Origin of the sequence: Pseudomonas sp. TWI628 (assembly GCF_039673865.1) — a bacterium.
Classification (GTDB): Bacteria; Pseudomonadota; Gammaproteobacteria; order Pseudomonadales; family Pseudomonadaceae; genus Aquipseudomonas.
The window spans coordinates 1-12,500 of the sequence record NZ_JBDJMM010000013.1 but is presented as its reverse complement, the minus strand read 5'-3'; the positions used below and the strand labels follow the sequence as shown (position 1 = coordinate 12,500).

The 12,500-nt window shown below is 65.1% G+C and carries 12 protein-coding genes; 4 read left to right on the top strand and 8 right to left on the bottom strand.

The genetic code is table 11. The features are described from left to right. The first annotated feature begins 135 nt into the window (after positions 1–135). Positions 136–1,479, top strand: a complete 1,344-nt coding sequence (locus ABE528_RS11860) for an amidohydrolase family protein (protein WP_346653053.1) — start codon at positions 136–138, stop codon at positions 1,477–1,479. 2 nt (positions 1,480–1,481) lie between these two features. Next, positions 1,482–1,925: a heme-binding protein gene (locus ABE528_RS11855; RefSeq protein ID WP_346653052.1), complete on the top strand. Its 444-nt coding sequence runs from the start codon at positions 1,482–1,484 to the stop codon at positions 1,923–1,925. Here ABE528_RS11855 and ABE528_RS11850 read toward each other — a convergent pair. The 6 genes from ABE528_RS11850 to ABE528_RS11825 all read right to left on the bottom strand — a co-directional run bounded on the left by ABE528_RS11850 (position 1,916) and on the right by ABE528_RS11825 (position 9,279). Further along, entirely contained in the window at positions 1,916–2,845 is a 930-nt protein-coding gene (locus ABE528_RS11850) for a LysR family transcriptional regulator (RefSeq protein ID WP_346653051.1), read from the bottom strand. The genes ABE528_RS11855 and ABE528_RS11850 overlap by 10 nt on opposite strands. 93 nt (positions 2,846–2,938) lie before the next feature. Beyond that, positions 2,939–4,180: a cytosine deaminase gene (gene codA, locus ABE528_RS11845; RefSeq protein WP_346653050.1), complete on the bottom strand. Its 1,242-nt coding sequence runs from the start codon at positions 4,178–4,180 to the stop codon at positions 2,939–2,941. 4 nt (positions 4,181–4,184) lie between these two features. Beyond that, on the bottom strand, positions 4,185–5,402 hold the full coding sequence (locus tag ABE528_RS11840; RefSeq protein ID WP_346653049.1) for a PucR family transcriptional regulator ligand-binding domain-containing protein: 1,218 nt from the start codon (positions 5,400–5,402) through the stop codon (positions 4,185–4,187). Then, positions 5,399–6,664, bottom strand: coding sequence for a cytosine permease (gene codB / locus ABE528_RS11835; protein WP_346653048.1), 1,266 nt, complete (start codon positions 6,662–6,664; stop codon positions 5,399–5,401). Before codB ends, ABE528_RS11840 begins: the two co-directional genes overlap by 4 nt. A gap of 246 nt (positions 6,665–6,910) precedes the next feature. Further along, a complete protein-coding gene (locus ABE528_RS11830) occupies positions 6,911–7,807 on the bottom strand; it encodes a DUF2950 domain-containing protein (RefSeq protein WP_346653047.1) in 897 nt (298 codons plus the stop codon). Further along, entirely contained in the window at positions 7,804–9,279 is a 1,476-nt protein-coding gene (locus tag ABE528_RS11825; RefSeq protein ID WP_346653046.1) for a DUF3300 domain-containing protein, read from the bottom strand. The genes ABE528_RS11830 and ABE528_RS11825 overlap by 4 nt, the downstream gene beginning before the upstream one ends. A gap of 234 nt (positions 9,280–9,513) precedes the next feature. Between ABE528_RS11825 and ABE528_RS11820 the strand changes: the two genes are divergently transcribed. After that, positions 9,514–9,771, top strand: coding sequence for a hypothetical protein (locus tag ABE528_RS11820; RefSeq protein WP_152957771.1), 258 nt, complete (start codon positions 9,514–9,516; stop codon positions 9,769–9,771). 8 nt (positions 9,772–9,779) lie between these two features. Here ABE528_RS11820 and ABE528_RS11815 read toward each other — a convergent pair whose 3' ends face one another. Together ABE528_RS11815 and ABE528_RS11810 are read right to left on the bottom strand one after the other, a co-directional pair. Continuing rightward, positions 9,780–10,421, bottom strand: coding sequence for a VIT1/CCC1 transporter family protein (locus ABE528_RS11815; protein ID WP_152957770.1), 642 nt, complete (start codon positions 10,419–10,421; stop codon positions 9,780–9,782). Next, positions 10,418–10,660 carry a hypothetical protein gene (locus ABE528_RS11810; protein WP_346653045.1) on the bottom strand — a complete coding sequence of 81 codons (243 nt, stop codon included), beginning with the start codon at positions 10,658–10,660 and terminating at the stop codon, positions 10,418–10,420. The genes ABE528_RS11815 and ABE528_RS11810 overlap by 4 nt, the downstream gene beginning before the upstream one ends. A gap of 343 nt (positions 10,661–11,003) precedes the next feature. Here ABE528_RS11810 and ABE528_RS11805 point away from each other — a divergent pair. After that, on the top strand, positions 11,004–12,500 hold a 1,497-nt coding region (locus ABE528_RS11805), incomplete at its 3' end, for a T6SS effector BTH_I2691 family protein (RefSeq protein ID WP_346653044.1).

Below are 12,500 nucleotides of genomic sequence, written 5' to 3'. Positions count from 1 at the left end.
GCCGTTTTTCATTGCGCGCGCGCCGGGGCCAGCTATCGATGGCGTCGATGGCAGGGCATCGACAGCAACTGTTGGTGCCGGGCAATGCCCACGGCCTAGCCTGTCGCAACACAACAAGACGAGGAGGTTTCGTTCATGGCTGCCCTTCACCTGCATTGCTCCACCCTGTTCGATGGCACCGGCCTGCAGGCCCGCCCGTTGCACACGCTGATCATCGAAGGCGGGGTAATCCGCCATGTCGGGCCGACCCGCGAGGCGCCGCCGCCAAGGCCGGGCGACCGCGAAGTCAAAGGGCATTTCGTCATGCCCGGGCTGGTGGATGTGCACACCCACCTGGCGTTCGGCAATGCCCAGAGCGAGGAAGACATCGATATCTGGACCAGCGACGAATTCCGCGCCTTGCGGGGACTGTTCTTTGCCCAGCACGTGCTGGCTGCCGGCGTGACCTCGATGGTCTGCCCCGGCGACAGCGGCCAGCTCAGCATCGCCGTGCGCAACACGGTCAACGCCGGGCTGTTCGAGGGCCCGCGCATCGCCGCCAGCAGCCGCGTGATCACCAACCGGCAGAGCCTCAACGACTGGTTCCCCAGCCGTGTTGGCGCACCGGAATACTTCACCGCCGCGCTGGTCACCCGCCGCAGTGACGCCATCGCGCAGATCCGCAAGCAAGCCAAGGATGGCGTGGACCTGATCAAGATCGCCATGGACGGCACCCACCGGCGCCCCAACGGTGAGATCATCGCCGCCTTCACCGCCGATGAAACCCGCGAAATGGTCGATGAAGCCCACCGCCTCGGCTGTCGCGTCGCGACCCACGCCTACGGCCGCGAAGCCGTGATGTACGCGGCCAAGGCCGGTGTCGACCTGGTGTTCCACGCCTTCTACATGGACGACGCCTGCATCGAGGCGCTGCTCGAAGCCGGCAGCGTGCTGGCACCGACCATGACCTTCCCGCAGAATACCGTGGACTTCTGCCAGCCCCACGACCCCGCCATCAGCACCGGTTACGCCGGCTACTGTGCTCGCACCCTGGAGCTGGGCACGCCAGTGCTCAAGCGCGCCAAGGCTGCCGGCGTACCTTTTGCCTGCGGCAGCGACAGCGGTTTTGCCGTCACACCCTACGGTGAATGGCATGCCCGCGAGTTGGAATTGCTGGTGCGGCGCCTGGGCTTCACGCCGGCCGAAGCGTTGTTCGCCGCAACCAATGTCGGCGCACGCCTGATGCCGCGCGGCGAGACCCTGGGTACCCTGGAGCCGGGCAAACAGGCCGACCTGCTGGTGCTCGACGGCTCGCCGCTGGACGACATCCGCATCCTCCAGGACCGTGATCGCCTGCAGGCCGTGTACAAGGCCGGCGAGCCGGTGCGGCTGCAACGCACCGCCTACAACCCCAAGCAAGTGTCGGACTTCAACTCGCTGAAATGGACCGACCTCTATACCCGTGACCGCGTTGCCGAACTCGGCAAATGGAGCCTGTGAACATGCCCGCCCTCGATTGCGAACTGGCCGTGCAGCTGGCCCTCGCCACCCTTCACCACGCCCGGGCGTTGGGCATGCAGCCTGTGGCGGCTGCGGTGCTCGACCACGCCGGCCATCCGCTGGCGGTGCTGCGCGACCAGCAGGCCAGTTTCCTGCGCCCGCAGATTGCCACCGGCAAAGCCCGCGGTTGCCTGGGCATGGGTTTCGGCGGCCGCGAACTGGCCCGCCGCGCCCAGGCGATGCCGGTATTCTTCGCTGCCATCAACAGCCTCACCGCGGGCGAAGTGATCCCGGTGCCGGGGGGGATTCTCCTGCGAGATGCCGAAGGCCGTGTACTAGGCGCGATCGGGGTCAGTGGCGACACATCGGACAACGACGAGCGCTGCGCCTTGCTGGCCATCGAAACGCTCGGGCTGATCGGCGATACCGGCGACCTTCAACCCTGATCCAGCGCTTGGGCCTGCTCCGCCAGCAGTTGGCGAAGCCAGGCCAGCGCCGGGTCGGCGGCCTGCTGCGGGTGCCATTGCAGCACCTGCGAAGCCAAAGGAAAGGCAACGGGCGACGGCAACACCTGCAACGGGTAACGTCGCGCCAGCGCTTCGGCCTGGCGGCGGAACAGGGTGGCGATGCGCGGCGTGCCAACGACGAATTCCGCCATCAGGGCGAAGCTCTGCACGGCCACCTCGACCCGCCGTTCGATACCGGTTTCGCGCAGGTGCTGGGTGTCCAGCGAGAGGTTCTGGCCATCGGTGAACTCGCGCACCACATGCCCTGCGCAACAATAGTCGGCCAGGTTCAGCCCTTGATGGTAGGCGGGCTCGCGGGCGCAGACGATGCAGCACAGTTCATCCTTGAGCAGCAACGCGTGGGGGTAGCGCGGGTTGATGCGCGCCTGCGGCACGATCACCAGGTCGCTGCGGCGGTAGTCGAGGGCCTCGGCGACCACATCACCGTCGCGTGGCAACGGCAGGTCGCGCACCACCAGCGATGCGCCGGGCGCCAGGCGCGCCAGGTTACGGCTGAGGGCCGGTACCAGGGTCGCGGCCACATAGTCCGATGCCACCAGAACGAAACGGCGCTCGCAACGGGCCGGGTCGAAGCCGGTCGTGGTCTCGACCAGTTCGCCAGCCAGGCTCAGTACCTCACGCACTTTGGGCGCCAGTTGCCGCGCCAGGGCGCTGGGCTCCAGCCCCCGCCCAAGCGGAACCAGCAACGGGTCCTGAAAGTGCTCGCGCAGGCGCCCCAACGCGGCACTGGTAGCCGACTGGCCAAGGTTGAGGCGCTGCGCGGCCCGGCTGACGCTGCACTCTTCGAGCAGCACATCGAGGGCGACCAGCAGATTGAGATCCAGACGTCGATAGCGCATCAAGGCCTTATACGGCAAAGCCGTCAGGCGCAGGAGGCGTGTTTCACGCTGGCTGGTATCAATTTTCGCGATACTGATCTGCAGCGCGAGCTGTCAGGCAAGCCGTTCGACCTGCGCCGGCGTGCGGCGCATCAGCACCTTGCCGTTGCGCACCGACACCAGCGCATGGCCCTGGCTGCGGACCATTTCGTAGTCATCCGGCGCCGACAGCAGCAGCAGGTTGGCCGGCCGCCCGACCTCGATGCCGTAGCGCTCGCCGAGGTTGAGGGTGCGGGCGCTGTTGTCGGTGATCAGGTCCAGGCTGCGTTGCAGGTCCTCAAAGCCGAGCATGTGGCAGATGTGCAGCCCGGCTTCGAGAATGCGCAGGATGTTGCCGTTGCCCAGCGGGTACCACGGGTCGACGATCGAATCCTGGCCGAAGCACACATTCATCCCGGCGCGGTCGATCTCGGCCACCCGGGTCAGCCCGCGGCGCTTGGGGTAACCGTCGAAGCGGCCTTGCAAGTGGATGCTTTCGGTGGGGCACGACACAAAGTTGATGCCCGACATCTTCAGCAGGCGGAACAGTTTGTAGCAGTAGGCGTTCTCGTAGGAGCCCATGGCCACGGTGTGGCTGGCGGTGACCCGCGCGCCCATGCCACGCACCCGCGCTTCTTCGGCCAGCACTTCGAGGAAGCGCGACTGCGGGTCGTCGGTTTCATCGCAATGCACGTCCACCAGGCAGCCGCTGCGCTCGGCCAGGTCCATGAGGAACTTGATCGACGACACGCCCTGGTCGCGGGTGTTCTCGAAATGCGGAATGCCGCCGACCACATCGGCGCCCATGGCCACCGCTTCGGTCATCAGTGCCCGGCCATTGGCGTACGACTCGATGCCCTCCTGGGGGAAGGCGACGATCTGCAGGTCGACCAGATGGCGCACCTCTTCGCGCACCTCGACCATGGCCTTGAGCGCGGTGAGCTTGGGGTCGGTGACGTCGACATGGGTGCGCACGTGCTGGATGCCATGGTCCGCCAGCATGCCGATGGTCTTCTTGGCGCGGGTCTTGATGTCGTCGTGGGTGGTGATCTCCTTGCGCTCGGCCCAGCGCTCGATGCCTTCGAACAGGGTGCCGCTCATGTTCCACTTCGGCTCGCCTGCGGTGAGGGTGGCGTCGAGGTGAATGTGCGGCTCGACGAAGGGCGCCACCACCAGGTTCTGCAGGGCGTCCAGGTCATCCGGGCTGGCCAGCGCGGCCACGTCGGCCTGCGGCGTGATGGCGGCGATGCGCTCGCCGTCCAGCTCGATGCGGAACAGGCCGGTCTTGCCACGCAGGCGGGCATTGATGATGTTCATGGCGTTACTCCTTACCTTGGTCTTCGTTCATGCGCCATACCAGCATGGCGACAGAAGCGTTCATGCGGAACAGCGGGTCGTCAAGAGACTGCCCGCTCAGTTGTTCGATGCGTTGAATGCGTTGGTTGATGGTATTGCGGTGCAGGCCAAGGCGCTGGGCGGCCTTGAGCCCGTTGCCATTTTCCTTGAGCAGGGCGTCGAGGGTGTGCACCAGCACATGCGGCTGCTTGCGTCCGGGGGTGATCAGCGGGCCTAAGGTCTGGGCAACGAAGTCATCGATCAGCGACCGGTCGACGATACCTTGCAGCAGGCGCAGCACACCCAGCTCGCTGAAGTCACAGAAACCGTTGGCCGGGTGCAGGTGTTGCGCCACGTCCAGGGCCTGGCGCGCCTCGCTGAGCGCCTGGCGGTAATGGGCGCAATCGCCGGCCAGGCTCGACAGGCCCATGTACAGCGCCAGCTCCCCCACCACCGCGCTCAGTTGCCGGTGCAGTGTAGCCAAGGTCAGCGGCAGGTCGGCGGCATCTGCCAGCAGCAGCACCTGCAGGTCGCCCGGCAACTGTGCGGTGACCGTCCCCGGTCGTTCGCGGCACCAGGCTTCGAGCTGGTCTTCCAGGGCCTGGCGGGTGGCCTGCCAGAGGCGCTCGCCCTGGGCCAGGCCATGGTGCTCGAACAACCGCTCGACATGCAGCAAGCGCAGCGCCACCACGCGACGCGGCTCATCCAGTGCCAGTTCAAGGTGCGCCGCACGCTGGCGGGCAATGGCCAGGCTCGGGTAGTCACCGCTGAGCAACTGGCCGAGGATGTCGTTGCGCGACCGGCGCACCTGGTTCATCTGCACCAGGGCCGTGCCGATCAGGTGGGTCACGATCACCATCTTCAAGGCATAGGGCTGCTCGATCAGTGGCAGGCCCAGTTGCTCGGCACGGGCGATCACTGCTGGCGGGATGGTCTGGATGAAGGTGCCGCCCGTGAGGATCACCAGCCCGGCAATCCCTACAGCCTCGCCGTCCTCGACCAGGCTCAGCAGGTTGCCCTCGCCACGCGGGTGGTTGATGCCGGTGACGAACACCAGTTCGCCGCCCATCACCCACTCGGCGATGCCTTCGTTCTCCGCCACATAGGGCCAGCGCACCCGACGCTGCAGGTTACGTGCGCCGGCACGCACGGCCATCTCCTGCAGGCCCGGGAGGTGCAGGATCTCGTCCAGCGCCAGGCTCACGGCTCGACGCCTGCCTGGCCCAGCGCCCGGCGCCGGCCGCTGAGTTCGAGCATGACCATGTAGCACAGGGCCGAGGCGCCAATGCCCACCAGCGGCGCGACCCAGGGCGAGGCGTAGGCCAGCACCGCACCCAGCGCATAGGCGCCCAGCCCCATGAGGTTGTAGCGCGGCAGCTGCACCGAAGCCAGCGCCGGGTACTGGCCGCGGTGGCGGTACCAGAAGTCCGCCATGATCACTCCGCCCACTGGCGGAATGATCGAACCCAGCAGCACCAGGAACGGGATCAGCATTTCATACATTCCGCCAATCGCCAGCACGATGCCCACCGCCGCCGCCACCAGCGTGGCGGTGCGTCGACGCTCGCTGCGCAGCAGGTGGCAGGCAGCGGCCGAGACGTTGTAGATGGTCGGCCCCTGGATGGTCCAGAGGTTCAGGCAGAGCATCACCACCGCCGCGAACGACAGGCCTTGCAGCATCATCACTTCGACGATGTCGGCCTGCTGGTAGACCATCGCGCACCAGGCCCCGGCCACTACCATCAGGCCATTGCCGAGCAGGAAGGCGACCATGCTGGCCACCACCGCCACCCGCCCGCTGCGCGACAACCGGGTCCAGTTGGTGGCCTGGGTGGCGCCGCTGGCGAAGGTGCCGAAGACCATGGTCACCGCGGCCGAGAAGGTCATGGTTTCATGGGGCACCACCGCCGCCAGGCCGGCAAAGCCGCCGGCATCGGCGGTGGCGATGTACATCGACACCACCAGCAACGCGAACATCCACGGCACCGATACCCGCGACAACAGGTCCAGGCCCTTGAAGCCGATGATCGCGGTGATGCTGAAGCCCAGGCCGAACAGCACCATCAGGGGCACGGTGAATCCACCCGCCAGGCCCAACAGCTTGACCAGCACGATCGCCACGGTCGCGGTGCCCCAGGCGTACCAGCCCAGTTCGGCGAAGCCCAGCAGGAAGTCGGAAAGCCGGCTGCCCGCCTCGCCGAAACAGAAGCGCCCCATCAGCACGGTGTTCAAGCCGCTGCGCGAGGCGATGAAAGCCAGGGCCGCAGCATACAGTGCCAGCAGCGTGTTGCCGATGGCGGCGACCCACAGCATGTCAACGAAGTTGAAGGCCATGCCCAGCTTGCCGCCGGCGAACATGGTGCCGGTGAAGAAGGTGAAGCTGAACAGCACCATGGCAATGGGCAGCAGCCCCTTGCGCGATGAGGATGGGGCTTCGCATAGCGGGAATTCGGTGGGTGAGCTCATGGCACGGTGCTCCGGGTTGTCGTTGCGACTAGGGGAGCAATATGCGGGCCGCTTTTGCCACGCGCGCAAAACGGGAAATTTACAGGCAATCGGCACAATCTTCCATGTTCAACCTGCACACTCTTTTACCTGATTGCCGAATGAAAACTGTGCGACCAGACCTGTCTTGAGGCAGACGCGCACCAAAGCGGAACAGCACCGGGTAGTTTTCACTCAGCCTGCCGTTGGCGGTGCGCGCGCCGGCCGTCATGGGCTGGCGCTGACGTCTACCTCTTTCCAGCTGTCATCCGGGTCGAAGCGTTTCATGGCCTTGGCAACCTTGTCGCCCTGCGGCCCCAGGTCTTTTTCGAACACCTGCCCGTCATGGCTGATCATGAAGCTCATGACGCCGCTATCGTTGTACTTCGCCGGCCAGGCGACCAGGGCAAAGCCGCGGCTCATCTGGTTGCCGATCAGGTAGCTGTAGGCACCACCCGGTGCCGACGGGCCTTGGCCATCGAGGATGCGAAAGTGGTAGCCGTACCAGTCATCACCCACCACGTCCTTGCCGAACAGCGGCCCTAGCGGGCTGATCTCGCCGCCCTCTTCGTCTGCCCAGAACAGGCCGTCATGCTTGCCGGGCGTGCTGAAGATCTGCTGGGCATATTCCAGCGCGCCGTTGCCGTTGCGGTCCTTGGAGGCGTAGTCCATCTGCGCGTCGTGATAGGCGAGCACCGACTGCAATGCGGCCAGTTCGTTTCGGCCAATGCGCCGGGCACGGATTTCGGCGCTGCCGGCCTTGAGGTCGAAGCGCCAGCCGTTGGCAGACTTGGTCAAGGGGATAGGCAAGGTCCAGTGCTCAGGGCCCACGGCGAGGATGGCCTTGTTGTCGCCCTGCTTGTCGATCTGATGCTCGGCCTTGTACTGCTCCAGGAAGGCATCGACGTCACTGCGCTGCACGCCTTCACGCGGGATGTAGGTGCGCCAGTCTTCACCGAGCAACTGGGTCAGGCGCGCTTCGTCGGCGTGCTCGACGCCCAGTGCCTGGACGAACGATTCGACGGCTTTCTCCGGCGTCGGGAAGGCCTCCTGCGCCGTGGCCAGGTTTGTCCAGGCCATGCCCAGGCCGATCAGCAACGCAGCAAGGGTTGTCTTGGTGTTCATCGACGGCCACCTCCACCACCGCGACGCGCCGGGGCGCTGGGCCTGGATACCTGCTGCCCCGCTGCGCGCGAGGCGCTGGGGCGCTGGGCGAACGACTGGCTGGTACGACCGCGGTTGGCCTGCGCCGTGGTACGCGACGGTGAGCGCACGCCGTCGAAGGCATTGTTGCGGGCCCGGCCTGCCGTGTTACTCGGTCGGTTTTGCGCGATCTGACGGCCCTGCCCTTCACCCTGGCGACGTTGGTTGACCTGGTTGCGCGCCTGCTGATTGTCGCGGGTGTTTTCACGCGCGTTGCGCGGTTCTGCGCGGCGATCGGCAGGGCGTGCGTTGTCGTTGGCACCTTGCATGCGATTGCCAACACCGCCTTCGGCGCGGGCCTGGCGTGCGCTGTCGCGGGCTTCGCGGTTGCTGGTAGCCGGGCGCTCGATACCTGCACGGTCCATTGAGCTGCGGGCGCGATCCCGGGCCTGGGCACGCTGGGCATCATCGCCACGGAACGCCGCACGCTGGCTGGCCCCATCAAGCTGGCGGCCGTATTGCTGGCGGCTGCGGTTGTCGCGGTATGGCACGCCATCGCGGTGCGCGGGGTTGTGCTGCCACTTGTTCTGGTTGTTGGTGATGCGGTTGTTGCCGTTGATATTGTTGTAGCGATTGACGTCGATATCGACATCGCCGTTGTTCCAGTCGCAATCGCCCCACACCGAGTCGATGATTGCCACGCCGGCGCCGAACGCCAGCCCGGCCATCAGCGCGGTGCCCGCGTAGTACATAGGCGACGGTGGGTAAAACACCGGCGGCGAGGCCGGATAGGCCCAGGTGCCGTAGGTGGTGGTCGGGTTGTAGGTGGGCACGTACACCACCTGCGGGTCGGCAGGCTGGATGATGATGGTGCTGGTCGAGGCGCTGCTGGCCGGCGCGCTCTGCGAACCACCTGAGCTGGCCTGTGCCGGGGCCGCTGCGGGCGCGGCCTGCACGGTGACGTTCTGGTACTGGTTGCTGGTCAGGTTACCGGCCGCCTGGGCCTGATGGCGCAGGCGCTGGACGCCGGCCATCACGTCATCGGGTTGGGCCAGGAAGGCGTCCCCCAGGCGCTGGACCCAGACCGGGTCCTGGCCGAGCACCACCAGCACCTGCGGGAACGCCACCAGCGACTGCACGCTTGGGTCCCAAGTCTGGTTGGCCACCTGCTTGACCGCGTCATCGCCCTGGGCCTTGGGGTTGGCCTTGGACCAGGCCACTGCCTCGGTCACCTCGCCCGGGTAGGTCGACGCCATCAGCACCTGGGCCAGCAGCGGATCGGGATACAGGGCAATCGGCGCGAGCATCTGGTCGAGCTGCTCCGGGTTGAACACCGCCTGCTTGGCTTGCGCAGGCGCCGGGTCGGGCGCCGGTACATCCTCGGCCAGCGCCAGGCTGGCAACACCGTTAAGGCACAACACGACCGACAAGACGCATAACAATGGCATGCGCATCGCATTCCCCATCTGGCCATACCGCGTGAAAAGGGTGAGTTGCAAACCGGGCAGTCGCTGCCGTGCGGTAAGGGTAGCAAAGGCGCCATTTTCGACCACTTTTGTGTATTGGATTTCAACGCACTAATGGCAACTAGGCTTACTGCCTTTAAATCTAAATCGCCTATCGAAACGCAACTGTACTAAACATGCCCTGACCGCTTCGCAGCAACCCACCCAGCAGGAGGCCCGATCATGGCAACTTCAAGAGCCTATCGTTTTTGTCTGGCGGTGCTGTTGTGTGCCACGACGTTGCAGGGTTGGGCGGCCGTTACCGACCGCGCCGAACGGCGCCAGCAAGCACGCGAAGTACGCCAGGAAACCCGCCAGGGTGCGCGCCAGACCAAGCAGGACTGCCGCCACGCCGACCAGCAGAGCAACGCCGGTTGCCGCCAGGACAAACGCCACACCAAACAGCAAGGTCGCGAACGCGCCCGGGACATCAAATACTGACGCCTGACTCAGCCACCGAGGGCGATGATGGCAAGGATCAGCGCCACCCCGATCAGCGACATGATCACTCCCGTGAGCACTCGGCGCCCACCGGAGTAGCGCGCCAGCAGCCAGCCGGCGAGGAACAGCATGATCAGGGCGACCAGGTTCGACACGCGAATGGCGGTGCCGGTGTGGGCAATCAGCAGGAACGGGATAACCAGCGGGAAGGTCGCCAGCACCACCAGCAGAAAGGTCGCCAGTGCCGCCTTGAAATCCTGCAGGCCAAGCCGCGCCGGCATCGGTTGCTGGCCGTTGCGCAGCAGATGGACCCTGAGCAGCTCCAGCCCGTTTTCGTCCACCACTTCGCCGATACGCGCCGGCAATGCATCGGCAATCAACCGACGCCCCTCCTGCCCTTGTTCATCGGCGAGCAGCCGGGCCCGCAAGGTCCGGCTGTGGGTCCGCTCGGTCCAGGTGCGCAACAGGTAGATCACCGCATCGGCCAAACCCCAGGCCAGGTTGCAGCCAAAGGCCGCGATCAGCATCAGGCGGGCATCTTCCCGGCCGGCCGTGGCCACGCTCAGCGTGCCGGTGAAGGTGGTGGCCATCAACAGGCCAAACATTACTTCGGTAATGCGATCGATGGGTTCCAGTGCACGTCCACTCATACGCTGCCCCTCTGGGTTGCTCTGAACTGACGCAGGCCATGTTTCAAACGAGCAGGCTGCGCATTCCAGTACGTCAGTGTTTGCGCCGGCAATTGATGGGGGGTGTCGACCCGCTCTGCCAATTTGCTGGCAAAGTCGTGCGCCGAATCCTGGGTGGGAAAGGTGAAGGTCATGCCACAGGCATGCACCAGCCAGCTTGGCCGTCCTTGTACGCTGGCCTGTTCGATAAGGAAGTTCATGTTGCGCTCCTGCGGGCAGGTGAAGCGCCATGGCAATGCTTTTCCAGCGTAGCGCAACTGGGCAGACCCTCAACTAACTAATCATTATCAAGCGCGTTTTGACATTCACTTTGCATCTACCAGTGGGGCCTCCCTTGCCGGATGAATCAACATGAGGATCGGGTGGCTCTGCAGGGTCATCGAAAGCGGCATGCATCAGCGTGCAGAAGCTGAATCAGCGGTTGCAGCAAAAGGCAAATATCTGGGCGAAAGTTCCTACAATGTTTTAGGAAGCGCTCAACTCCTCTGAGAATTGATTCCTCGTTAGTGTGCAGGCTTATCTTGATCGAGCCTGAAATCCCTCATGAGCATTTCTCAAGACATTGCCAACGCCGTCGCCGAAGTCGAATTCCTCCTTACCCCGTGCAAAGCCTGCCAGCGCCAGGGCCTACCCATCCTTCCCCTGCGCCGCGCCGTGGTACCCGATACCCGTCCCGGCAGTGACCCCGTCACGCAAACCCGGATGGGCCTGCGCACCTTGCGCAGCGGCTACCTCTACGTGCTGCTCGACCAGCGTATCTGGCACGCCTACGAAGTCACCGCGCAAGGCCACCTGCGCCACTTTCTTCCCTACGAGCCAAATCCGGGGCCGCCACCGTCGCTGCCCGAACGCTGTGTACATGAGGACCACGACATCCCGTCGTCCTTCCTCAACATCGACACCGATACCTACGGCTCGGCCTGGCTGGCCTTTTCCAGCGATCCCTGGCCGGCCAGCGTACTTGATGCCTACAAGGGTGGCCAAGCGCCTGCGCAGCGCTTCGAGGGCCTGGACCTGACCCAGGCGCGCAAGCACCCCGAACTGCTGGGTCTGGCCATGACCCCGGACAACCTCCAGGTCGACCGCCAGGTCTTCGAATATGCCCAGCAACTGAACGGGCCGTTCGACAGTGCCCATGGTTTTCACAGCCGCTTCCTGCGCAAGACTGCCCTGCGCGGTTACCTGGTCAACGCCATGGCCCGGTACCAGCTGGAAAACGGCGTGCTGGCGGTGGTGCTCGACGATACTGTCGGGCTGGTCCAGGAGTACAACCACCAGCGCCTGAACTGGGTGGTCAAGCGCCAGGCCTGGCGCGAGGCCCCGCTGCGCGCCTATCAGCTGCAGACGTCGCAGATTCTGCAGATCATTCGCGCTACCCAGCGTGAGTGGGCGGCGCAGAAGGTACCCATGACGTTCGAGCCACCGACTGGCGACGGGCCGCCGGTGTTCGTCGATCCTGAGAAAGAGCGTCAGCGCGTGATAGAGATGCGCCAGCGCGAGAGTGATGAAAAACTCGAAGAGCGCTACGACGAACCCCGGCGCGCGGCATTCCATGCGGAGTATGAACAAGAGGAGGCCCGGTTCCAGGCTTTCATCGACCGGCATGCCGGCACCTACGTGAAACTCTGCGAGAGTGCGGCCTTCACCCTCATCGAACGACACGACTACGACGGCCGGGACCGCGAATCGGGCATCGCCTACAGCAAGACCATCGCTGCGTGCCTGGCCGGCGGCATCACCGAGGCGCCGTCCACCAACCCTGAGCCAGCCCCAGGCAGCAGCGAAGCGCTGTGGTTGAAGTGGCTGCAAGACCCCAGCAGTCCACCCTACCGCGCCCTGCTATTACGCGACGGCCCCCTGATGGCGGCGCTGTTACCAAGTTTCTCCCAGACCGAGCCGACCAACTGGAACGACAGCGAGAAGCTCTATAGCGCCTTGAGCAAGTTCATCACCAGTGAAGACGCCGGCTTGAAGATGCGGGATTCGCTCAAGCAAGCCATCACCGAACTGCAGGGCGCGGTGAATGCCGCCAGCCTGCGC

Excerpts from the sequence above, each read along its gene's own strand:
- ABE528_RS11830 (WP_346653047.1), bottom strand. The coding sequence starts at position 7,807 with ATGAACACCAAGACAACCCTTGCTGCGTTGCTGATCGGCCTGGGCATG.
- ABE528_RS11855 (WP_346653052.1), top strand. The coding sequence starts at position 1,482 with ATGCCCGCCCTCGATTGCGAACTGGCCGTGCAGCTGGCCCTCGCCACC.
- ABE528_RS11860 (WP_346653053.1), top strand. The coding sequence starts at position 136 with ATGGCTGCCCTTCACCTGCATTGCTCCACCCTGTTCGATGGCACCGGC.
- ABE528_RS11815 (WP_152957770.1), bottom strand. The coding sequence starts at position 10,421 with ATGAGTGGACGTGCACTGGAACCCATCGATCGCATTACCGAAGTAATG.
- ABE528_RS11820 (WP_152957771.1), top strand. The coding sequence starts at position 9,514 with ATGGCAACTTCAAGAGCCTATCGTTTTTGTCTGGCGGTGCTGTTGTGT.
- codA (WP_346653050.1), bottom strand. The coding sequence starts at position 4,180 with ATGAACATCATCAATGCCCGCCTGCGTGGCAAGACCGGCCTGTTCCGC.
- ABE528_RS11825 (WP_346653046.1), bottom strand. The coding sequence starts at position 9,279 with ATGCGCATGCCATTGTTATGCGTCTTGTCGGTCGTGTTGTGCCTTAAC.
- ABE528_RS11810 (WP_346653045.1), bottom strand. The coding sequence starts at position 10,660 with ATGAACTTCCTTATCGAACAGGCCAGCGTACAAGGACGGCCAAGCTGG.
- codB (WP_346653048.1), bottom strand. The coding sequence starts at position 6,664 with ATGAGCTCACCCACCGAATTCCCGCTATGCGAAGCCCCATCCTCATCG.
- ABE528_RS11850 (WP_346653051.1), bottom strand. The coding sequence starts at position 2,845 with ATGCGCTATCGACGTCTGGATCTCAATCTGCTGGTCGCCCTCGATGTG.